Annotated in this window: 21 protein-coding genes; 5 read left to right on the top strand and 16 right to left on the bottom strand. The window is 44.9% G+C overall.

The features are described from left to right. Positions 1–9: 9 nt before the first annotated feature. The 9 genes from BCU34_RS03665 to BCU34_RS03625 form a co-directional block, all read right to left on the bottom strand. Positions 10–282, bottom strand: coding sequence for a LapA family protein (locus BCU34_RS03665; protein ID WP_017066774.1), 273 nt, complete (start codon positions 280–282; stop codon positions 10–12). 129 nt (positions 283–411) lie between these two features. Next, positions 412–696, bottom strand: coding sequence for an integration host factor subunit beta (gene ihfB / locus BCU34_RS03660; protein WP_010439923.1), 285 nt, complete (start codon positions 694–696; stop codon positions 412–414). A 121-nt stretch (positions 697–817) separates the two neighbouring features. Then, entirely contained in the window at positions 818–2488 is a 1671-nt protein-coding gene (gene rpsA / locus BCU34_RS03655) for a 30S ribosomal protein S1 (RefSeq protein WP_010439921.1), read from the bottom strand. A 106-nt stretch (positions 2489–2594) separates the two neighbouring features. Then, a complete protein-coding gene (cmk, locus tag BCU34_RS03650) occupies positions 2595–3275 on the bottom strand; it encodes a (d)CMP kinase (protein ID WP_017060237.1) in 681 nt (226 codons plus the stop codon). 276 nt (positions 3276–3551) lie between these two features. After that, positions 3552–4298, bottom strand: coding sequence for a 3-deoxy-manno-octulosonate cytidylyltransferase (kdsB, locus tag BCU34_RS03645; RefSeq protein WP_009847141.1), 747 nt, complete (start codon positions 4296–4298; stop codon positions 3552–3554). After that, on the bottom strand, positions 4298–4477 hold the full coding sequence (locus BCU34_RS03640; protein ID WP_004736429.1) for a Trm112 family protein: 180 nt from the start codon (positions 4475–4477) through the stop codon (positions 4298–4300). The genes kdsB and BCU34_RS03640 overlap by 1 nt, the downstream gene beginning before the upstream one ends. Beyond that, positions 4458–5465: a tetraacyldisaccharide 4'-kinase gene (gene lpxK / locus BCU34_RS03635; protein ID WP_102432599.1), complete on the bottom strand. Its 1008-nt coding sequence runs from the start codon at positions 5463–5465 to the stop codon at positions 4458–4460. The genes BCU34_RS03640 and lpxK overlap by 20 nt, the downstream gene beginning before the upstream one ends. A 14-nt stretch (positions 5466–5479) precedes the next feature. Next, positions 5480–7228 carry a lipid A ABC transporter ATP-binding protein/permease MsbA gene (msbA, locus tag BCU34_RS03630; RefSeq protein WP_102478381.1) on the bottom strand — a complete coding sequence of 583 codons (1749 nt, stop codon included), beginning with the start codon at positions 7226–7228 and terminating at the stop codon, positions 5480–5482. A gap of 31 nt (positions 7229–7259) precedes the next feature. Beyond that, positions 7260–9590, bottom strand: coding sequence for a DNA internalization-related competence protein ComEC/Rec2 (locus BCU34_RS03625; protein ID WP_102478380.1), 2331 nt, complete (start codon positions 9588–9590; stop codon positions 7260–7262). A 17-nt stretch (positions 9591–9607) separates the two neighbouring features. Here BCU34_RS03625 and BCU34_RS03620 point away from each other — a divergent pair, with 17 nt between their 5' ends. Next, positions 9608–10120: a DUF2062 domain-containing protein gene (locus BCU34_RS03620; protein ID WP_048658288.1), complete on the top strand. Its 513-nt coding sequence runs from the start codon at positions 9608–9610 to the stop codon at positions 10118–10120. A gap of 192 nt (positions 10121–10312) precedes the next feature. Here the strand turns inward: BCU34_RS03620 and lolE are convergent, their stop codons facing one another. From lolE to lolC, 3 genes are read right to left on the bottom strand one after another with little or no spacing between them, the layout of a single operon-like run. Beyond that, a complete protein-coding gene (lolE, locus tag BCU34_RS03615; protein WP_102478379.1) occupies positions 10313–11557 on the bottom strand; it encodes a lipoprotein-releasing ABC transporter permease subunit LolE in 1245 nt (414 codons plus the stop codon). Continuing rightward, positions 11558–12250: a lipoprotein-releasing ABC transporter ATP-binding protein LolD gene (lolD, locus tag BCU34_RS03610; protein WP_102478378.1), complete on the bottom strand. Its 693-nt coding sequence runs from the start codon at positions 12248–12250 to the stop codon at positions 11558–11560. After that, complete coding sequence (gene lolC / locus BCU34_RS03605) at positions 12243–13451, bottom strand: lipoprotein-releasing ABC transporter permease subunit LolC (protein ID WP_102478377.1); 1209 nt, start codon at positions 13449–13451, stop codon at positions 12243–12245. Before lolC ends, lolD begins: the two co-directional genes overlap by 8 nt. Positions 13452–13678: 227 nt before the next feature. On the opposite strand from lolC, the gene BCU34_RS03600 reads away from it, so the two are divergent. The 4 genes from BCU34_RS03600 (at position 13679) to BCU34_RS03585 (ending at position 19239) form a co-directional block, all read left to right on the top strand. Continuing rightward, positions 13679–14248, top strand: coding sequence for a hypothetical protein (locus BCU34_RS03600; RefSeq protein WP_048658284.1), 570 nt, complete (start codon positions 13679–13681; stop codon positions 14246–14248). Between the two features lie 6 nt (positions 14249–14254). Then, positions 14255–17716, top strand: coding sequence for a transcription-repair coupling factor (gene mfd, locus BCU34_RS03595; protein WP_102478376.1), 3462 nt, complete (start codon positions 14255–14257; stop codon positions 17714–17716). Positions 17717–17778: 62 nt separating this feature from the next. After that, on the top strand, positions 17779–18546 hold the full coding sequence (locus BCU34_RS03590) for a peptidoglycan binding protein CsiV (protein WP_086712213.1): 768 nt from the start codon (positions 17779–17781) through the stop codon (positions 18544–18546). A 147-nt stretch (positions 18547–18693) separates the two neighbouring features. Further along, complete coding sequence (locus BCU34_RS03585) at positions 18694–19239, top strand: GNAT family N-acetyltransferase (protein ID WP_048658281.1); 546 nt, start codon at positions 18694–18696, stop codon at positions 19237–19239. A gap of 110 nt (positions 19240–19349) precedes the next feature. On the opposite strand, the gene BCU34_RS03580 is transcribed toward BCU34_RS03585, so the two are convergent. From BCU34_RS03580 to lpoB, 4 genes are all read right to left on the bottom strand, one after another. Next, a complete protein-coding gene (locus BCU34_RS03580) occupies positions 19350–20639 on the bottom strand; it encodes an NAD(P)/FAD-dependent oxidoreductase (protein ID WP_048658280.1) in 1290 nt (429 codons plus the stop codon). A gap of 509 nt (positions 20640–21148) precedes the next feature. Further along, positions 21149–21688: an alpha/beta hydrolase YcfP gene (gene ycfP / locus BCU34_RS03575; protein WP_102478375.1), complete on the bottom strand. Its 540-nt coding sequence runs from the start codon at positions 21686–21688 to the stop codon at positions 21149–21151. Between the two features lie 108 nt (positions 21689–21796). Continuing rightward, positions 21797–22651, bottom strand: a complete 855-nt coding sequence (locus tag BCU34_RS03570; protein WP_102478374.1) for a phosphotransferase — start codon at positions 22649–22651, stop codon at positions 21797–21799. A gap of 170 nt (positions 22652–22821) precedes the next feature. Continuing rightward, positions 22822–23412 carry a penicillin-binding protein activator LpoB gene (gene lpoB / locus BCU34_RS03565; protein ID WP_048658277.1) on the bottom strand — a complete coding sequence of 197 codons (591 nt, stop codon included), beginning with the start codon at positions 23410–23412 and terminating at the stop codon, positions 22822–22824. Positions 23413–23465: the final 53 nt, after the last annotated feature.

The following is a 23465-nucleotide window of genomic DNA, read 5'->3' as shown; positions in this document are numbered from 1 at the left end:
ATATAGCCTTTAAGCTTTAGTATCAGCAGCGACCTGCTTTGATTGCTTATTGAGTTGCTTCTTCAAGCGATGAATTTTTAGCTGAGACCGCATGTGCATATTGCCAAAGACTAACCAAGCAAGGGCAAAGCCTGAAACGAATACAACGCCTAGTAAACTTGATAGGTGGAAGTCACCTTGCGCTAGCAGATAGTTGAAATTCACAGTTGTTTGGTTTTGAGAGCCTAAAGCCAGTGCAATTAGGAAAAGTGCGATAACGGCGACTATTTTTATAATTTTCATAGTTCATCACTCATTGGTTGGTTAGCTGTACGATTATGCAGGAAAATTACTAATCAGACCACCATATTATGGTCATAAAAAAGCGGCATACATTATAGTATGCCGCTTTTCTTAATTCCGATAAGTAGGCTACAGTCCTGAGTTTACTCGTTCGCGTAGCTCTTTACCTGGTTTGAAGTGAGGAACGTATTTGCCTTCCAACTCTACCTTGTCACCAGTTTTAGGATTACGTCCAACACGAGGTTCACGGTAATGCAGAGAAAAACTGCCAAAGCCGCGAATTTCGATTCGATCACCACTTTCTAGTGTTGAAGCCATGTGCTCTAAAATGTCTTTTACAGCGTCTTCAATTTCTTTTGCAGAAAGATGCGTTTGCTCAGCGCATAGTCTTTCAATCAATTCAGACTTAGTCATAGTTACCCTCGTTGGTTTTCTTTTTAGAAATTATAGACCTATCGGAAAAATAAGCAAAAAAAAAGGAGCCTTACGGCTCCTTTCTTGGCTATATAGCTATAATTCTCTTAACGAGAAGCTATTATTCGCCTTTAGCAGCTTTGAATGCGTCTGCCATTGCGTTACCGAACGCGCCTTCTTCAGACTTGTTCAGTGAAGCCATTGCTTCTTGCTCATCAGCTTCATCTTTAGCTTTGATAGATAGGTTGATTACGCGGTTCTTACGGTCTACACCAGTGAACTTCGCTTCAACGCTGTCGCCAACGCTTAGGATTAGAGATGCATCTTCGATACGGTCGCGAGAAACTTCAGAAGCGCGGATGTAACCTTCAACGCCTTCGATTAGCTCGATAGTAGCGCCTTTCGCGTCAACTGCAGTAACAGTACCGTTTACAAGAACACCTTTCTTGTTGTCAGCAACGTATGCGTTGAACGGGTCGTTTTCCATTTGCTTAACGCCAAGAGAAATACGCTCACGCTCTGCATCTACTGCTAGAACAACAGCAGAGATTTCGTCGCCTTTCTTGTATTCACGTACAGCTTCTTCGCCGGCAGCGTTCCAAGAAATGTCAGATAGGTGTACAAGACCGTCGATACCGCCTTCTAGACCGATGAAGATACCAAAGTCAGTGATAGACTTGATCTTACCAGTAACTTTGTCGCCCTTAGCTTGCATTTCTGCAAATGACTGCCATGGGTTAGCTTTACACTGTTTCAGACCTAGAGAGATACGACGACGTTCTTCGTCGATATCAAGAACCATAACCTCAACTTCGTCGCCAACATTAACAACTTTAGAAGGGTGGATGTTCTTGTTAGTCCAATCCATTTCAGAAACGTGTACTAGACCTTCAACGCCTTCTTCGATCTCAACGAAGCAGCCGTAGTCAGTTAGGTTTGTAACACGACCAGAAAGCTTGTGACCTTCAGGGTAACGCTTAGCGATTGCTACCCATGGATCTTCGCCTAGTTGCTTAAGACCTAGTGAAACACGAGTGCGCTCACGATCGAACTTAAGAACTTTAACTAGGATTTCGTCACCAACGTTAACGATCTCTGATGGGTGCTTAACGCGCTTCCAAGCCATATCTGTGATATGTAGAAGACCGTCAACACCGCCAAGGTCAACGAATGCACCGTAGTCAGTAAGGTTCTTAACGATACCTTTAACTTCAGTACCTTCTTGTAGAGTTTCAAGAAGTTCGTCACGCTCAACACTGTTTTCAGATTCGATAACAGCACGACGAGAAACAACAACGTTGTTACGCTTCTGGTCTAGCTTGATTACTTTGAACTCTAGCTCTTTGTTTTCTAGGTGAGCAGTGTCACGGATAGGACGTACGTCTACTAGAGAACCTGGAAGGAAAGCACGGATACCGTTAAGTTCAACAGTGAAACCGCCTTTAACTTTACCGTTGATGATACCAACAACAGTTTCAGCTTCTTCGCAAGCTTTCTCAAGTACGATCCAAGCTTCGTGGCGCTTAGCTTTCTCACGAGAAAGTTGAGTCTCACCGAAACCATCTTCAACAGCGTCTAGAGCTACGTCTACTTCAGCACCAACTTCAACTTCAAGTTCGCCAGCAGCGTTCTTGAATTGTTCAGCAGGAATAGCAGATTCAGACTTAAGACCAGCGTCTACAAGAACGAAACCGTTCTCGATAGCTACTACAGTACCTTTAACGATGCTGCCTTGTTGGAATTCAGTTTCAGATAGAAACTCTTCAAAGAGTTGAGCAAAAGATTCAGTCATTATTTAATCTTCAATAATTAAACGTCCATGGGTATCCTACCGCATGGGGTTGATAAATTCGCCGGTCATCATCCTTGCGACCAACGTTCGTACTAGCTCGGCGAAATTACCCAGCCAGTTTCGATTCAATATAGTGTAGTGCTTTTTCTACTACCTGCTCAATATTCATTGAGGTGGAGTCAAGCACTAGAGCATCCTCTGCAGGGCGAAGTGGCGCCACTGGGCGATTACGATCTCGGTCGTCTCGCTCTTGGATCTCGCTCAAAAGGTCGTCAAATTTAACATCTAACCCCTTCTGTTGCAACTGTTTAAGGCGGCGACTCGCACGCTCTTCAGCACTTGCATCTAAAAATATTTTCGCTTCAGCTTCAGGAAACACAACCGTTCCCATGTCACGGCCATCGGCAACCAAGCCAGGCGCAGCGCTGAATGCACGTTGACGACGAAGCAGTGCTTCTCGAACGCGAGGTAAAGCAGCAACTTTTGAAGCCGCCATGCCAGTCTCTTCTTTACGAAGTTCACCAGACACATCTTCACCTTCTAGGATAACCTTAACTAAGTCGCCTTCAGCAATAAACTGCACGTCTAAGTGTGTAGCAAGCGGTACTAAAGCATCTTCTGATTCTGTATCCACACCATGGTGAATTGCCGCTAAAGCCAATACGCGATAGATCGCGCCTGAATCTAGAAGATGAAAGCCTAGCTTATCTGCTAGTAACATACACAGGGTACCTTTACCTGCACCACTTGGTCCATCAACCGTAATCACTGGGCTTTGAGAAGGCATCTTTTACTCCACGTTTTGTCGTAAGTTTTATTCTGTACTAGCGATTCGCCACTACTTTATAGGCGGCATATTATAGAGAAAAATTGGAAGTCGAGCGAGGTAAATCTCAGATAATTCCGTGTTGATGACGCATAAACAAATGCAACCAGCTCAATATCCGTTTGCGTAAGTCAATAAGACACCCACGCGCTTATCGATAGCGTACTTTTCGATAGATAGAAAAAAGCCTCGCAACAAGCAAGGCTCTACTGTGTTTTATGATCAGCTCAAAGAAGCTTAGCCAATAATAGCTCGAACCGCTTCTAGGTCTTCAGGTGTGTCAACCCCAGCAGCAGGCGCTTCAGCCGCAACGTCTACGTGGATTTTTTCACCGTACCAAAGCACGCGTAGTTGCTCTAGGCACTCAATTCGTTCTAGGGTACTTGGTTCCCAATTGATGTAGGTATTGATAAAACCCGCTCGGTAAGCATAGATACCAATATGACGAAGCAAAGGCGATTCTGCTGCAGTGCCGTTGTTCGCATAAGCATCGCGATCCCAAGGGATGGTTGCTCGGCTAAAATATAACGCGTAACCGTCTTTATCGGTTACAACTTTAACTGCGTTAGGATTAAACACTTCATCAGCATGAGTAATTTCCACACCTAACGTTGCCATCGGAGCTGTACTGTTCGCAAGGTTATTCGCAACCTGATTAATGATCGCAGGTGGGATAAGTGGCTCATCACCTTGAACATTCACGATAATATGATCATCTGGAATCTTCATAACTTCAATCACTTCAGCTAGACGCTCAGTGCCTGATTCATGATTCGGTGATGTCATACAAACGGTCGCGCCAAATGCTTTAGCCGCTTTTTCAACTCGAGCGTCGTCGGTAGCGATAATAACGTTATCAGCACCTGCCTTCATCGACTGTTCGTATACCCATTGAATCATCGGCTTGCCACCAATGTCAGCCAGAGGCTTACCTGGTAAACGGCTCGATTGGTATCTTGCAGGTATAACAACCGTATAAGACATTACTTACCCTCATCCATTGAAACGGTGCGAGCTTCAGGTTCTAAAAGAACAGGAATACCCTCTTTAATTGGGTAAGCAAGGCGATCAATTTTACAAACAAGCTCTTGCTTATCCTTGTCAAAAGTTAGTTTACCTTTACATACAGGGCAAGCAACGATCTCAAGTAGACGGTGATCCATAGTATTCCATAACCTCTTTTATTCTTTTTAAAATTTGCTGTTGCGAATCTTCATCAAACTGCGCAGAAACTGGAAGATACCACCAGTTATCTTGAGCATATTCTTCGCATTTTACAGCGTCTTTTTCTGTCATAATCAGATTCATGCCTTTCTTAGCTAAGGCATGAAGTTCATCTTTATCAAAATCTTGATGGTCAGCGAAACCCTGTGTGAACACCACATCACCATCAAGATCTTCCAATGTCTTAAAAAAGCGCGGTGGGTGGCCAATACCGGCAAAAGCCACCAGCTTCTGTAATTCTGAAACAGACCTTTTTTGGCCTGTCTTCAGATTAACCGCTTGGCTTGGAAGCAAAGACATCGAGAACTCTCGCCCATGCGCTTTACCGCCATTATTCACCAAAAAGTCAACTTCATCTAAACGAGATACAGGCTCTCGTAATGGACCTAAAGGAATCAAGCTCTCGCTACCAAAGCGTCTTGCGCCGTCGATAACTGCAAATTCAATATCGCGTTCAAGCGCGTAATGCTGAAGGCCATCATCAGTGATGATGACATTCACCCCTTCGCTCAGTAGAGCTTTCACCGCATTCGCGCGCACAGGGTCGACCGCAACAGGAGCTCCTGTTCGCTTTCGGATCAAACGAGGTTCATCACCAGAGTGTTCTGCTGGCGTATTCTCATCCAAAACCAGCGGATAGCTTGGTGCTTTTGCACCGTAGCCACGAGAAACGACACCAGGCTTAAAACCATTGGCCTGGAGCATCTCAACCAACCAAATTACGACCGGTGTTTTACCATTACCACCAGCGGTAATATTACCAACAACAATTACTGGCAATGGTGGACGGTAAGCCTCTTTCTTCCCCGATAGATAAGCATCACGACGTTGACCGCTGATCATTTTGAACAGCAGACTCAGTGGCCACAACAGCGGCCAGAGAAGGTATTTCAACGGGTGGTTGTTAAACCAAATCTTTTCGATCACAACAAGACCTAATCTTATCCACTGAACTGAATTCGGTGTAATTGTGCATAGGCGCCATCATGCGCGATTAGCTCAGCATGTGCCCCCCTTTCTACAATATGACCATCATCAACCACTAGAATTTCATCGGCTTGCTCGATGGTAGAGAGTCGGTGTGCAATAACTAATACTGTTTTGTCTTTCTGCAGCTCTTCTAGTGCGGATTGAATCGCTCTCTCTGACTCTGTATCCAGTGCAGATGTTGCCTCATCAAGAATCAAAACAGGTGCATCTCTCAATAGAGCTCGGGCAATCGCAATACGCTGTCTTTGACCACCAGAAAGACTCGCGCCATTCTCGCCCACAACCGTATCAATGCCATTTTCCATGCCCTCGATAAATTCGCTTGCATGAGCAAGTTTAGCCGCGTGTTCAATCTGTTCGCGAGTATATTGCTCTTCTGCTGCATAAGCGATGTTGTTCGCGACTGTATCGTTAAACAGATGCACATTTTGAGAAACGAGAGCAAAGTGCTCACGCAGATTTCTCAATTCGTAATCACGAATGTCGTGGCCATCAAGTTCGATAGAGCCTGAGTCTACATCATAAAAACGAGTAAACAGGTTCGCAATGGTACTCTTGCCCGAACCTGATCGGCCGACAAGAGCAACGGTCTTACCTTTCGGTATATTAAAGCTGACCTTATCGAGAGCAGGTTTCTCTGCACCATCATAAGTAAACGTCACATCTTTTACTGCAACTTCACCGGTTACGGTTTCAGGTTTCAACGTGCCTTTGTTTTGTTCTGTATCTAGGTCCATCAAACCAAATAGCGTCGTACTTGCTGCCATACCGCGTTGGAATTCAGATGTTACGTTAGTTAGCGCTTTTAGTGGACGCAACAAACCAAACATTGCAGAGAACACAACCGTGAATGTACCTGGCGTTAGTTCTGCTTTAATAGAATCAACACTAGCAAGGAATAGAACAACAACAATCGCAACTGATGCGATCATTTGAATAATTGGGTTAGCGGCCGCTTGAGCAGTGATTAGCTTCATGCTTTGTTGGCGCATTTGATTACTAACTTTATCAAAGCGGTGTTTTTCTAGATCTTGACCACCGTAAGTTAGAACCACTTTATGCCCTTTCAACATTTGCTCTGCAGACGACGCCACATGGCCCATACTCGTCTGCATGTTCTTAGAGATCTTTCTGAATCGCTTCGATACGATACTGATCGCCCACGCCACAAGAGGTGCTACAGCGAATAACACCAAAGACAACTGCCAACTGTTCCAGAACATCAGCGTCAGTAAGCCAATAATACTTGCACCTTCACGGACAATACTGACTAACGCTTTACTGGTTGCTGCAGACACTTGCTCTGAATCGTAAGTAATTCGGGATAGCAGAGCACCAGTCTGTTCTTTATCGAAGAAAGACACAGGCATGTGCATGAAATGGCTGAATATTTTACGACGAATTTCCATAACCACATTGCCAGAGACCCAGCTCAAACAGTAGGTTGAAACAAAACCACTGACACCACGAACGAACATCATGGCAAAGATAATAAGTGGAAGTGTACGTAAAAAGTCAGATTCAGCATTACCAAAGCCTTCATCAAGTAACGGCTTTAGTAAGGAAATCATATAGGTATCAGAAACGGCATTTATAATAAGCGCAATTACCGCAACACCTAGGCCGGCCTTATATAGTCGAATATAAGTCCAAAGTCTTTTAAATGTGACCCAGGTAGTTTCATCTGTTTGTGTTGACATAGAATCGCTTAATTTTCTCACAATAATCTATCTATTCTACTCCCTTACGAAGCATCTGCCTATACCACTGCCCGCCTTGTTGTTCTCTAATCGCATGATATTGCCAACCTTCTTTGCTAAGAGTGATGGTTATTTGTCCGCTGTCTCCAGTATCTAGCCAAGTACTCCCCGCTTCCTGATAGCGTTCAACAACAGACGCACTTGGCATTCCCCACTGATTTCCTTTGGCTAGAGAAGCTATCGCCAGCTGAGGTGACACGGCCTCAATAAACGACTTAATCGATGACGAATCACTGCCATGATGCGGAACCAACATGACATTACTCCTAAGCCGTTCACCTTCACGGGCAAGTAACCACTCACTTACTAGTTCAACATCGCCAGTGAGCAACATCGAGAAATCTGTATTTGAGTCTGATATCTTGACCACGCACGAATGTGGGTTGTACGCCCTCTTCACTTGCTTGGGAGGCCATAACACTTCAAAAACAATACCTTGCCAGTTCCAAACCTCACCAAGAGTACATGCTTGAATATTAGGCAGAGCTGGAGTGGTAGATTGGGGTTGTTGATTAATATTCTGACTGGTTCTTATCCACTTAGGGTTGTAGTTTTCAAGCAACCCCGGATAACCACCAGCATGGTCAGAATCGAAATGACTCACAATCACGCCTTCTAATTCATGAATCCCCCGCTGATTCAAAGTAGGAATCAACAAAGACTCAACAACCGAGCCTCCTGGCCACGCATTGCCAAGATCATAAACAACAATCTGATTGTTCTTTTCCAACACTAAAGACAACCCGTGTCCAACATCCAATATATCGATGGTTAGCTTTTCTTGCTGGGGTTTGCTGAATTCCCACCACAGCACAAACAGCGCAATTAGCAATATCGATAGTGCTTGCTTGAGGTATCGACCAACAAAGCCGAAAAACAAAATAAGGAATACAAATAACTCAATTGTATGATTATCGACTTGAATCCAAAATCGCTCAGAGAAAGGAAGGCTATATACGAGAGGCTCAAGCGACAAGTCGACCAACTTCCACAGTTGGCTAACAAAACCATTCTCTATCACTCCGAGTTCAAGCGTACTAGACACTGACTCCGATATTAAGCTAAGAAACATTGCCAGAAACAACAGCGGGATCGTCACCATCGATACCCAAGGCAAAAGAAGTAAATTGTAGAAAACAGAGACTAAACTGACCCCTTTGAAAAACAGCATGGAAAACGGCGCGATCAGGAGTGTAAGTATCAGTTGGATCTTAATGAGCAACAATACTCGATCGAAAAATGTAGAGACTGAAGATGAAGGCTGACAATTTAAAGCGATATATAGAACGGCGCCCAATGCACCAAAGGACAACCAAAGACTGCTCGACAAGACTGAAAACGGCCAAATCAGCAGAACCACGCACAGACTTAAAGCGACATACCGAAGCAAACTGATATTCTGCCCACGCCACAAAAAATAACTGGCGATGACGCACATCACTAAAGCTCTTAAAGTTGGCAGCGTGAACCCAGCAAACCAACTATAGAAATAGGCCAAACCGAGCCCGAACATCGTAGGAAGCCAAAGATATGAAGGTGAAAGTAACCTGAATATCTTGCCTAACTGATAACCGAAACCAAAGGCAATCCCGATATGGAGTCCCGAGATAGCCATCAAATGAATTAAGCCACTACTTTTAAGTAAATCCCACCGATGAGGATGAATGAGCTCCCGATACCCAAAGCTTAAAGCCATAATGAGGTCTTGGTTTGTCAGCCGACTTAACCTTTCAAGGCTGGTTTCAAACCATTGGGCTCGCAAGTTGGTGCTAGAGTGTATTCGATATTTGGTATCGGCCCTGTAAGTTGCATTGGCAACCACGCCTGCACTAAACAAGTACTTTTCTAAATCAAAGCCTGCTTCATTGAGTTTGCCCCATACAGGCTTTATGGACACAGATAAATTGACATCATCTCCAAGCGTTAACTTAAAAGGGGTGAATAAACGCAATTTTATCAATTGAGGAGAGATTAATTTTTCGCCGCTAATTGATCTGGCTACTATTACGCTTTCAAAACCGTGGCTATTTTCACTAAAAAGGCTAACAACCGAAGCATTTATGGTAGTATTCTGCCCTGATTGGAATAAGCGACTCGTTTGTATTTCAATCGCATTCCCTAGGCAGATAACTAGTATCAATGCTGTTACTGGACCTCTTGCACTCCGGAAAACGCTATACTTTGTTGATGCTAGCAGTAGCAACAGCATCAATGGTGCCCAAACCCAATGTGGCATCACAGGCCAGAAGCTGGCAGACACAACTGTCGCAGCAAATGAAATCAAGAACCAAGTGTTAAACAAGAGAGTAGCTTCCTCCTATGCCAAGAAAGTTTATCAAACGATTTATGCCTGACCATGAGTTAATCAAGCGTCAGAAAGCATTGAAAGTTTTTGGCAATGTTTTGTACAACCCCAACTTATGGTGCCTTAATCGTCGCTCTGCGGCTGGCGCGTTCGCTGTTGGGTTATTCATGGCGTTTGTCCCTCTACCAAGTCAAATGATTATGTCTGCAGGCCTTGCCGTCGCATGTGGCGTTAATCTGCCTCTGGCTGTCGCACTTGTTTGGATCAGTAACCCGGTCACCATGCCCGTTCTCTTCTACTTTGCTTATAAAGTCGGGGCGTTTGTTATGCATGTTCCGCCGCAAGCCTTTCACTTCGAATTGTCTTGGGACTTCATCTTGGCGCAGATGAGCACCATTGGGCCTCCGTTCTTATTGGGTTGTCTGATTTGTGGGGTGGTTTCAGCAATGACTGGCTACTTTGGTATTCGCGGTTTATGGCGTTACTCAGTAGTAAGAAGTTGGAAAAAGCGACAAGCAAGGTACTGAACGACCGTTCCTTGTCATTCAATCTAACCTTGTATGCGCTTCACTTAAAATGCACACAAGTTAAAATCAGATGAGCCGCTGACCTCTGCAAGATTGGCATGTAACGAAAGTCGTAAAGAACACGAATTGAATTCAATAAAAAAGGATCCCATTGGGATCCTTTTTTGTATCTACTAGAGAACTGACTGCTGATTATTTAGAACTAAGCACCGAGGCCGGATTTAACTTCGCCGCTCGTGATGCTGGATACCATGTCGCCAGCAAACTCAACACAATCGCAGTACCGGACACAACAACAACATCCGTCATATCCAACTGTGATGGCAAAAAGTCGACAAAGTAAATGTCACCGGACAAGAACTGGTGATCGACCAGCTTTTCAAGCCCTTTAATAAGCGTAGTGAGGTTAAGTGCCACCAACACACCTATCGCACTCCCCACTAAACTGCCTAACACACCTGAGAATACGCCCTGCCAAACAAAGATGCGCTTCACTAGACCATCTGATGCACCCATGGTTCTTAAGATCGCGATCTCTGATGCTCTGTCTTTCACTGCCATCATTAAAGTCGAGACAATATTGAAACAAGCGACGCCAATAACCAGTACCATCACCAGATACATGATGGTGCGAACCAATTGGATATCTCGATACAAGAAGCCAAACTTCTGTTGCCAGCTTCGTAGATACACGTACACATCAAGCTGATTGCCCACTTCGCGCACAATAGAGTTCGCGTTCAGCACATCGGTCACTTTTAAAGAGACTCCAGTCACCGCTTCACCTAAGTTTGCGTAGACTTGAGCATCACCAATAGGGATTAGAGCCAAGCTGTGGTCTATCTGACCATTAAGCGTCAGCAAACCCACCACTTTCACTCGAACACGTTTTGGCGCCTGAACCTTCACAGAACCATTCACCGTTGGAATCATCAAAGTCAGATAATCACCGACTTTAGCGCCAAGCACATATGCTACACCTGAGCCCAAGATGATCTGTTGTTGCCCCGACTTAAATTCACTCCAAGCTTGTTTGTCGATGAAGTTAGACAAGCTCGAGACTTCTTGCTCACGCTTAGGGTCAACGCCGCGCACTTCGATCGCTTTCAACTCTTTGCCCTTTTCAGCAAGCGCTGTAATTTTTACATAAGGCGCAGCTGCCACAACCTTGTCGTTTTTTTCGGACTGTTCGATCACATGTTCCCAGCGAGTTACTGGCTCGTTCACGCCCTCAAACTCACCGTGTGGAATAACAGAAAGCACGCGTGATTCAAGCTCACGCTCAAAACCATTCATGGCCGACAAGCCGATAATGATCACGGCGACACCAACCGCAATGCCGATTGTCGAAGACAAAGAGATGAACGACACCATCTTGTCTCGCTGTTTCGCTCGGCTAAATCGACCGCCTATCAATAGAGATAAAGAAGAAAACACTTAGCTCTCCTCTTTTTCTACGTTAACCAACAAGCCATCTTGCATGTGCAATTGACGGTCCATTTTGGCTGCGAGTTCGCCATCATGGGTCACCACTAAAAAGGCGGTATCGTATTCACGGTTGAGCTCACGCATTAAGTCGTAAATTGACAGTGCGGTATTGTGGTCAAGGTTACCAGTCGGCTCATCAGCTAAAACTAAAGCAGGTTTGTTTACCAATGCACGAGCAATTGCCACACGCTGTCTTTCACCACCAGAAAGTTCTGAAGGTCGGTGATCAACACGGTGACTTAACCCAACTTTATCAAGTAACAGTTGAGCTTCTTGTTTTGCTTTCGCAGGTTTCTCGCCGCCAATAAGTAACGGCATAGCTACGTTTTCTAGTGCAGAAAAATCAGAAAGAAGGTGGTGGAATTGATAAACAAAACCGAGATGTTGATTGCGAAGCTTCGCTTGCTTATTTGAACTCAAAGATGCTAAGTCCTGACCAAGAAAACTCACACTGCCTGCAGAGGCATCATCAAGCGCGCCTAAGATATGTAGCAAGGTACTTTTGCCCGAGCCAGAGGTGCCGATGATTGCTACTAGCTCACCCTTTTCGATTTCAAAGCTGACTCCCTTGAGCACCTCTGTATCTAACGAGCCTTCACGGTACGTTTTACGGATATCATTACATTGAAGAAAATTACTCATAACGAAGGGCCTCAGCAGGTTTCACAGACGATGCACGATAAGAAGGGAATACAGTGGCAATCAAGCTAAGTGCGATAGCCAAAACCACAACAACGGCGATTTGAATTGGGTTGATTAAAATTGGTAGTTGGCCACCAAATGAGAATAGAGCAACCCCCATCGCCTCTAAAATGGTATTAAGGTTCATTGCTAGGGCAACGCCCAACACTCCACCAGAGAGCGCCCCAATAACGCCACTACTTGCACCTTGAACCATAAAGATTCCCATGACTTGACCATCGGTCATGCCTTGTGTTTTAAGAATCGCGACTTCAGACTGCTTCTCCATCACCACCATAATAAGCGCGGAAATAATATTAAATGCAGCAACACCGATGATAAGACCAAGCATCAAGCCCATCATATTCTTTTCCATGCGCACCGCTTGAAACAGCTCGCCACGTTGGTCTCGCCAATCACTCCACAACCAACCTTCAGGTAATGGTTGAGTCGATAACTCTGCGACTTCAAACGGGTCTTCAAAAAATAGTCTCCAGCCTGAAATGGTATCTGATTTGTAGCGCATCAAACGCCCAGCATCTTTAATATCTGTCACCATCAATTGAGCATCGATATCAGAGCCAGTATTAAAAATACCAGCAACAGTGAAATTTCGTTGGCTTGGAATACGACCTAATGGTGTGTATTGGCTAGCGCTGGTCACCATCAGGCGAACTTTGTCACCCATAGATACCTTCAAATTTCTCGCCAAGGTATGACCAAGAAATAGCTGATACTGACCCGCTTTAAGTGAAGACAATCGACCTGCAATTAAGTGGTTCTGAAGAGGGTCATCTGAATTAGGCTCAATGCCGATTAACAGCCCTGCAGATAACTGAGCCGGACTCTGAATTACTGCCTCACTGCGAACAATCGGCTCAACGTGACCATTAAGAGACATTTGCTCTGCAAAATTAGGCGCTTTAGCAGAAAGAGAGGTGGTGCCGCCTTGCTCATAAACCACGGCCTGAGGAAGAACACCAAGAATTCGGTCTTTTAACTGCGCTTCGAATCCATTCATTACCGATAAAACAGTAACCAAAGACAGCACACCAATGGTGATACCTGCCGTCGACATATAAGAAACAAAACGGCTAAAGCGATCACCTGAACGGCCTTTCAAATAGCGTAGGCCAACAAACAACGAAATAGGATGAAACATACTTTGAACCATCTAAAGGGGATGCGGGTTAATGTAACGGGTATTGCTGTTACTGTGTAGGGGTTAATTGAAAATATAGAGTGAATTAACTCAATTAGTTAGGCTTGAAAAACAGAACCTTGTCAAATTGCCAAATTTCAAACAACTATTTGAGACTTTCAATTAACTGACCTTGATTACTGCGGCCACATAGCGATAATCAATAGATCACTTCAAGGAACTAACGCATGACAGAACAAGAGTTTTTCACCGTTCACCATAGCCTTACCGCTAATATTGAACCAATGGACAGCGGCTTCACTTTACCCTCTCAAATTCAATTCGAATCTGAGATCCCAGCACCATTTGTGGTGGCAAGTGAATTTAGCCAATTGGATCTGTTAGCTGACAGCGCTCGTGCTGAACTGAAAAACAGCGACTTGAAGAATGTCACCAGTTTATTGGATGCACAAAACTCGAAATTAAACCTCTTGTTGAGCTTTATGTTATCGCAGCAAGATGATGAGAAATTTCGTACTCACACCTATTCATTTGGTGCGAGTCAGTTTTCCTGCTTTTCAAAAGTAGACATCGAACCGGGTCGCTTAGTAAAAGCCAAACTTTTCCTAGAGCACCCAGCAGCAGCCATTTATTGCTACGCAGAAGTATTTGCTAGCGAAGCGAAAGACTCAGGTTTCGAAATCAAATTTAAATACGCTCATCTTCGCGATACCGACCAAGACCTGCTAATTAAAGCGGCACTTCATCAACAACAGAAACTCTTGCGTCAACGCTCTCTAGACCGAGATAACAAGTAAATTAACATGACCAAAAAATCCATATTTACACTACCTAAACTTAAAGGTGCCGGTGACAAAAAGCATATCGGTAACCTAGTCGGTTCGTCTCTCGCTCTGGCCATTGCTAAACTCGCAGAGCAGCACAACAGCCATACCGTACTTGCAGTGCCAGACCCACAAGTCGCACTTAAGCTACAATCTGAAATTGAACAGTTTACGGCACATGAAGTCGCACTATTCCCAGACTGGGAAACACTGCCTTACGACAGCTTTTCGCCGCACCAAGAGATCATCTCAGATCGTATCGCACGCCTTTACGCCCTGCCAACGCTAAAAAATGGCATCACGATCGTTCCGATCAGCACGTTATTGCAACGCCAGTCACCGCGCGACTTTTTGCTGCAGCACACTCTAATGGTGAAAACGGGCGATCTCTACTCGCTTGAGAAACTGCGCTTGCAGCTTGAAAAGTCAGGCTATCGTTACGTTGATCAAGTGTTTGGCCCAGGTGAATACGCAAGCCGTGGTTCTATTCTCGACCTATTCCCAATGGGCAGTAAAGACCCATATCGTATAGACTTCTTTGATGATGAAATCGATACGATTCGTACCTTCGATCCTGAGAATCAACGCTCTATCGAAGATATCTCCGAGATTCGCCTTCTACCTGCTCATGAGTTTCCAACCTCGGAAACAGCGATTGAAGATTTCCGTATTCGTTGGCGCCAACAGTTTGATGCGCGCCGCGAACCAGAATCGGTTTATATGCAGGTTTCAAAAGGGACTTGGCCTGCTGGTATTGAGTATTGGCAACCGCTGTTCTTCGATCACACAGAAACCTTGTTTGATTACGTTGCCGATGAAGCGCAACTCTTAGTTCTTGGTGACGTAGAAACAGCTGTTGATTCTTTCCTTGCTGATGTTGCTCACAGATACGAACAGCGCGGTGTTGATCCATTACGACCACTGCTGACACCTGAACAACTATGGCTAAAGAAAGACGAGCTATTCGCACACTTCAAACAGAAGCCACAAGTCAACCTAAGCCTAGATTCGATTGAAGAGAAAGCAGGCCGCACTAACTTACCGGTCGTGACATTGCCTGACCTCAGTGTTCAGCATCAGAATAAAGAGCCACTCGCAAACCTAAGAAAGTTCACTGAAGCCTTCGAAGGCAAAGTGGTTTTTTCAGTTGAGTCTGAAGGTCGCCGTGAGGCTCTGAGTGAGTTGCTTCGAGGCATTAAAGTTCGTCCAAGCGAAGTTGAAAACCTCGACGAAGCGATTAAAGGCAAAGATAAGTTCAGCCTGATCCTTGGCTCTGCTGAACACGGTTTTATCCATGAAGAGCACAACATCGCCCTTATCTGTGAAAGCGACTTACTTGGCGATCGTGTTGTTCAGCGTCGTAAGAAAGATAAGAAAAGCGTTAATAGCGATACCGTAATTCGCCACTTGGCAGAACTTAAACCGGGTCAGCCTGTTGTGCACATTGACCACGGTATTGGTCGTTACATCGGCTTGCAAACACTCGAAGCCGGCGGCATGAAAACCGAATACGTAACGCTTGAGTATCAAAACGATGCCAAGCTCTACGTGCCAGTTGCGTCTTTGAACTTAATCGGGCGTTACTCTGGTGGCGCTGAAGATTCTGCACCACTGCATAAACTCGGTGGCGAAGCGTGGCAAAAAGCTCGTAAACGCGCCGCAGAGAAAGTCCGTGATGTTGCAGCGGAGCTACTTGATGTTTACGCTAAGCGTGAGCTGAAACCTGGCTACAAATTTGTGCTCGACCGTGGCCAATACGCGACTTTCAAGTCTGGTTTCCCATTTGAAGAAACCGATGACCAAGCTATGGCCATCAATGCAGTGATGTCTGACATGTGCCAAGCAAAAGCCATGGACCGCCTAGTGTGTGGTGATGTGGGCTTTGGTAAGACAGAAGTGGCGATGCGCGCGGCATTCGTGTGTACCGATAACAGCAAGCAAGTGGCGGTTTTAGTCCCTACTACCCTGCTTGCTCAGCAACACTTCGAAAACTTCAGGGACCGTTTCGCCAACTTGCCGATTCGTGTTGAAGTTCTATCCCGATTCAAATCAGCTAAAGAGCAAAAGCTGATCATGCAAGATGTCGCCGAGGGTAAGGTCGACATCTTGGTGGGGACTCACAAGCTTCTTTCTAGCGATATTAAGTTTAAAGACCTTGGCTTGCTGGTTGTCGATGAAGAACACCGCTTCGGTGTGCGTCAGAAAGAGAAAGTGAAAGCAATGCGTGCGGATGTCGACATCCTAACGCTCACTGCTACACCAATCCCGCGAACGCTGAACATGGCAATGAGTGGTATGCGTGATTTGTCTATCATCGCAACACCACCCGCACGACGCTTGGCAATTAAAACCTTCGTTCGCGAGAGTGATGATGCGATCGTCAGAGAAGCGGTGCTGCGTGAAATTATGCGTGGTGGGCAAGTTTACTTCCTGCACAACCAAGTCGACACGATTGAGAAAACAGCAGAGTCACTACAGAAGCTGATTCCAGAAGCGCGCGTTACCGTGGCTCATGGCCAGATGCGAGAGCGCGAACTGGAACGCATCATGAATGACTTCTACCACCAGCGATTTAACATGTTGGTGTGTACAACCATCATCGAAACCGGTATCGATGTACCAACAGCTAATACCATCTTGATGGACAGAGCCGATAACCTTGGTTTAGCTCAGCTACACCAATTGCGTGGTCGTGTGGGCCGTTCTCACCACCAAGCTTATGCCTACTTGCTAACACCTCCCCCGAAAGCAATGACCAAAGACGCGGTCAAACGATTGGACGCCATTGCTTCACTTGAAGACTTAGGTGCAGGCTTTACGCTAGCAACCCATGACTTAGAGATTCGTGGTGCTGGCGAGCTATTAGGCGATGAGCAAAGTGGTCAAATCCAGTCGGTTGGTTTCACCTTGTACATGGAGATGCTTGAGCAAGCAGTAGAAGCATTGAAAGAAGGTAGAGAGCCTTCACTTGATGATCTATTGCGTGAACAAACTGAAATTGAGATGCGTCTGCCTGCACTATTGCCAGACGACTATATTCCAGACATCAACACGCGTTTATCAACATACAAGCGTATTGCGAGCGTGAGTGACACGGATGAACTTGCAGAGCTAAAAGTCGAGCTTATCGACCGCTTCGGTATTCTTCCTGATGCAACCAAGAACTTATTATCGGTTTCCGAGCTTAAGTTAGCGGCGGCATCTATCAAAGCCAAGAAAATTGAAGCGCACGATAAAGGCGGATTTATCGAATTCTACCCGGATGCTGACATAAACCCGAACTACCTTGTTAAACTGTTGCAATCTCAACCGCAAAAGTTTTCAATGGAAGGACCAACTAAGTTCAAGTTTACGATACCATTGGTCGACAGACGGAAACGAATTCAATTTGTTAGTGATTTATTGGACGAATTCAGACAAAACTTGCTGCCTTCAGCATAAGACCCAATCCACTGCACATATAAATTATCCAGCCGATAGTTCGGCTGGAAGACGGAGTAAAAATGAAAAGACTGATCCCACTGCTACTATTGTTCGTCTCACTGCCAAGTTTGGCACAGAGACAATTTGATATAGAAGTGATCATTTTTAAGCGCGCTGTTGATGCAGAAAAAGTAAATGAATCTTGGCCAAACACACAGCCTAAGATTTCACTTGAGCGCGTTGGTTCATTTCAAGATACCCAGTACCGAGCGAAGAAAGGCGTGCAGATGCTTCCTTACTCGGAATACAAGTTAACGCCTCAGAAGGACAAGCTACGCAAACACGCAGGCTTTGAAGTTCTGATGCACACTGCTTGGCGTCAAGGTGACCAAGGTAAAAGTTCAGCACCTGTTTTCCACATTCAAGCAGGTAAAGACTTCTCTAAACAGTTTAATGCCGACGGCTCTGAGAAAGGTGCTGTCACTGCATCAAACCCAGATGGCTTCCAAGAAGAGACTATTGATAAACCGCTTTACGAATTAGACGGCAAGCTACAGATCTACGTACAGCACTATCTATATGCTGAAACGACTCTGGATTTAAAAGCGCCAAGCGTTCGTGAAGTGACGCTGCAAGAACAGCAAATCGAGCTAGACTCGCCAGTAAGTGGTGCAGAGAGCAATGTTCAGGTGGGTAACCTTACTGAGATCTCTCCGACCGTTGAAGTGCAAGAGTTCCTTAAAAGCTACCGCATGGACCAAAAACGTCGCATGCGCAGTACAGAGACTCACTACCTAGACCACCCGCTTCTTGGCATGGTGATTCAAGTACGTCGCGTCGCTCAATAAACCACGTAATCAGTCTTCAGCTAGCAGCTCAACTATTCTTATAGAGAGTGGAACTTGATATAAAGAATTGAAGTTGTATTAAGCATTCAATACGCCCTCCATTGTGAGGGCGTTTTATTAGCCATTACATGTTATTTGGTACGTCCTATGAGCCCAGACTTTCAGATCAATACACAAAATCTAAGCCTCAAAATCATTGAAGCCTCAGATGCTCAAGAGTTTGCTCAGCTGATCAAATCTTCACCGAGTTTATTACCTTGGGTAGATTGGTGCCACGATGAGTTTTCTATCGTCGAAGCCGAGAAGTTTATTCTAGCAACTCGCCTGAACTGGGTGAAAGCCGACGCGTTTGGTTTTGGTATTTTTGAGCGAAAAACCGATAAGCTGGTCGGAATGGTGGCGATCAATGAGCTTTATCACACCTTCAATATGGCGAGTTTAGGTTATTGGGTGAGTGATGACTTTCAAAGGAGAGGAATAGCCAAAGAAGCGATGCTGGCCTTGTTTGAATTTTGCTTTGCGCAACTGAAGTTAACGCGCTTGGAGATTGTCTGCGATACCGAGAACCTACCAAGCCAAAAGCTGATAGAGAAGTGTGGCGCTGAGCGAGAAACCATTGCCAAGAATCGATTTCTGTTTAACGGTAAACCGAAAGATGGCGTGGTTTATTCTGTGCTACCTCCAACCTCTTAACTACTTCAATTAGTTGCAACCAGCGATAGTACTCAATCAACACGATCAAAAAAGAGCTCCGAAGAGCTCTTTTTTATTATCAGCGAAATGCCCTTATAAGGCTTACCTGATTAGTGAAGCTTTAGGTTTGGACGAAGTACACGGTTAATACGACCAACCAGCATCATCAGTGATGTTTTGATTAAGCCGTGAAGCGCCATTTGGTGCATACGGTACAAAGAGATGTAAACCACACGAGCAATACGACCTTCAACCATCATCGAACCTTTAGTTAAGTTACCCATCAAGCTACCTACGGTAGAGAAACGGCTTAACGAAACCAGTGAGCCTTTATCTTTGTAGATGTAGTCTTTTAGGTCACGACCGTTCAGCTTAGCAATGATGTTGCTGAATGCACAGCTTGCCATTTGGTGAGCCGCTTGTGCACGTGGTGGAACAAATGAACCATCTGCTTGGGTACATTGTGCCAAGTCACCGATAGCAAAGATGTTGTCATCCAGTGTTGTTTGCAGCGTGTTTTTCACAACCAACTGGTTGATACGGTTGGTTTCAAGACCACCGATATCTTTCATGAAGTCTGGTGCTTTGATACCTGCTGCCCATACCATGATTTGTGCTGGGATCTTGTCGCCATCTTTGGTTGTTAGGCCGTCAGAGTCCGCCTGAGTCACCATAGTATTAGTACGAACATTCACACCAAGCTTCGTTAGCTCAGAGTGTGCTGCGCTTGAAATACGAGGAGGTAGAGCCGGAAGAATACGCTCACCCGCTTCAACTAGGTTCACGTTCAGCTTGCTTGAATCTAGATCACCGAAGCCGTAAGTACGAAGCTCTTTTACTGCGTTATGTAGCTCTGCAGAAAGCTCAACACCTGTTGCACCCGCGCCAACAATCGCGATGTCTACCGTACCTTGACCGTTCTTAGCGTGAAGCTTTAAGAACTGGTTATTCATTTCAGTACGGAAACGGTGCGCTTGTTCTGGGCTATCAAGGAAAATACAGTTGTCACGAACACCTGGAGTGTTGAAGTCGTTCGACGTTGAACCTAGTGCCATAACAAGAATGTCGTATTCAAGTTCACGACTTGGCATCAGCAATTCGCCGTGCTCATCTTTCAGTTCGCTCAGTGCAATCACTTTACGTTCACGATCGATGTCGTTCAGGCTGCCCATTTGGAAGTCGAAGTAATGGTTTTTTGCATGTGCGCGGTAGCTTAATGCATCAACACCTTCATCCAGTGAGCCAGTTGCTACTTCATGAAGTAATGGTTTCCATAGGTGGCTTGCTTTACGGTCTACCAGAGTGATCTGGGCACGCTTCTTACGACCTAAAGTTCGGCCTAGCTTAGTTGCTAGCTCTAAACCACCAGCACCGCCGCCTACTACGATAATTTTTGTCACAATGACAATCCTCTACAAAATGAATAAATGGGGTTCGGCTCGATTACTCCAACCGATAAATTCTATGTATCTACTCGGCCTTGTTGATAAGGCTGTGACATATTGGATAACCGCGAAAAAGAATAACGACAGCTAACCGAGTAGTTAGAGGGATAACAAACAACAAACATTCGTTTGTCGCTTTGCTCACATGGATAAAAAAGGCGTCTAGCTGAGAGATAGAACGCAAATTATGGGCAAGTTTTTCACTCGCTCTCAATTTTTTTTGATATTTATCAAAATATTTTGCTTAAGAACATTATATATAGCAAAAAGATGACCGCAACAAAAATCCTTACCCACAATGAGGATTCGCGGCTAATTAGTTAACGTTTGCGCAAACTTATCTATAAATGCACAAACCGACCGATAAAACATATACAACTGTTTTATCAATACCAATATCTAAGATTCAGATGTGAAAAAGCAGCACCCAAATGAGTGCTGCTTTTATAAAATAACCGGAGTAATTAAGCGTTCTTAAACGCTTTCATTGCCTGAAGATGTTGAGAGATTTTTTTGAATTTGTGACTCTCTTTCTCGTCCCAGATTACGTCGTAGTAATCTTCGAGTGCAGCGGCTGTTTTGCTATTGTCGTGAATTTCATCTTCACGAGAAAGCACCACTAAACAGCGACCTTTGTTCTTCATACGGTACTGCTCAACACACTTGGTCGCAATATCTTCGTACTCTTCAGGACGGTCAATTCGACCTACCATGTGGTTTTCAGGTTGCAAGTTTGGATTGAAAATCACCTGCTTAATACCACACAAGAAACCAATGCGCTCAGACCAGAAACCACCTAAACCTACACCACAAATAATTGGATGCGGATCATCTGATTGCTCTATCACTTTATGCACTTCTTTTAGCAAATGCTGCATATCGTGTTTTGGATGCAAAGTACTGTAGTTGATGAAACGAACGTCATCATCAATGAATTGCAACTGCAGTATTTTTTCGTGATTGCCCGGGCTTGTTGAGTCGAAGCCATGTAGATAGATAATCATTGTACCTCCCCCGTTGAATATTGGTACGTTTTGATCAATCTAACACGAAAAACAAGGTTTTAAAGGTAACAGCTGAGAAATTATATTTTTCACTTCCTAAACGTGATCCTAGCTACATAAAGTGTGACTCAGAGCCTCTGCTTCCTGCAAATAACTTTCATCGCCCCAAAGCTGATGAGCAAGTAAATACCAAAGCATCGCCATCATTTGGCTTCTTGGTAACCACGCTGCTACACCATCTAGCCAAGGCTGAACATCATGGATACCTCGCAGCTGACAGTACTTCTCAACCGCTTCAGTAGCCGGCACTCCAGTAACCGCAATGGTCAAGGTTAAATCGAGCCTAGGGTCTGCTAGCGCAGAGTATTCCCAGTCGATAATCTTAATACCGTTACTGTTTCTCACTAGGTTATAACCACCTAAATCAAAATGGCACAAAGACAGGTCGACATTGGTAACACTCGGGGCCACGCGCCACTCTTGATAAACCTTAGTGCAGGCTTCGGTCTTATGAATCGCATCAAGCTGCAGCCAATAGTGGTCGACTCGCGCTGTGAAACTGAATGGTTGCAGTGGTAATCGCGCAGTATTGACCAGATGCACAGAGATCAGCGTTTTCAACAGGTCATCGATCTCTAGATCTTCGTAAAGTGTCTCACCTGCAATCCACTCAACCAATAAACCCTGTTCATTCACCACCACTGGGCTTGGCCCGATGCCGAGACGCTCAATTGCCGACAACACTTGGTACTCTTCATGACGAGAGATGAAGAAGGCTTTAGTGATAGCTGTGGTTGGCCGCCAAACATACGCAGTGCCATCGACATCAACCAATTTCCAACATCGATTGGTCAAACCGCCTGTTAATGTCTGAGCTCTAACTGGAGGCTCAGAAAAGTAACCATCAAGCGAACTCAGACTGGTATCAAGAAGCTTAGCCTCAGACCAAGAAAAAATTGCCATTGCTCATTCCCTATAAACGTCTTCATTTCCCTAAAAAAAGACACTGACCAAAAGCCAGTGTCTCTTCATAAACAGCACATCATGCACTGCATTGGCGTGTGGCCAAACTATGCGCAGCCAAGACTAGACGCTGTCAAAACTGGCTGCGTTTAGTTGGCAAGTAAGCGAAATTAAAGGCCTAGAAGGCTCTTAGATTGTTGCTTACGGATTTCAGTCTCGTCAGCCCACTCAATCAAGCCAGACTCAAGATCCATTAGGCGCATCGTCATTTTGTAGTATACGTCTTCATCGCTACCCGCTTTCTTAACGATGCTTGATAGGTTGCCGTACAACATATACTGAGCGCCCACCATTTTACCAAACTGAATCGCTGAACTTTGGTTTACAAGCTCATCGTTGTTTTGGAAGTTCAGTTGATCACGAACAGACTCAACACGATCCATATCAACGAAACGGAACTTACCAGAATTCAACATTTTAGTACTGATTGTGTCAGTGATTGACTCAGTATCGATGTGCTCACTTGTTTTGTTCTTGATTCGCTCAACGAACACGATTGGACGCTGTTCACGAGTAATGTAAGCCACTGAACCAGACGCCATCATGCTATCGACCATTTCACCCGCAATCGTTTGAAGGTCAGTTGAACCGAAATCGATTGTCGTGGTTTCTACTGCTTGTGCATCACCGTAGCTTACCTTGTTCGAACAACCGCCTAAAATAACCGCTAAACCTAGTAGCGCAATGACACTCTTTTTCATTTTGTTTCCTCAACTTATCACTGAGTGGGGTTACCCACACTCTTAAATTCTTA

The sequence above is a fragment of the Vibrio sp. 10N.286.45.E10 genome, from assembly GCF_002874195.2.
Classification (GTDB): Bacteria; Pseudomonadota; Gammaproteobacteria; order Enterobacterales; family Vibrionaceae; genus Vibrio; species Vibrio crassostreae.
This window is presented reverse-complemented; position numbering and strand designations above follow the sequence as displayed.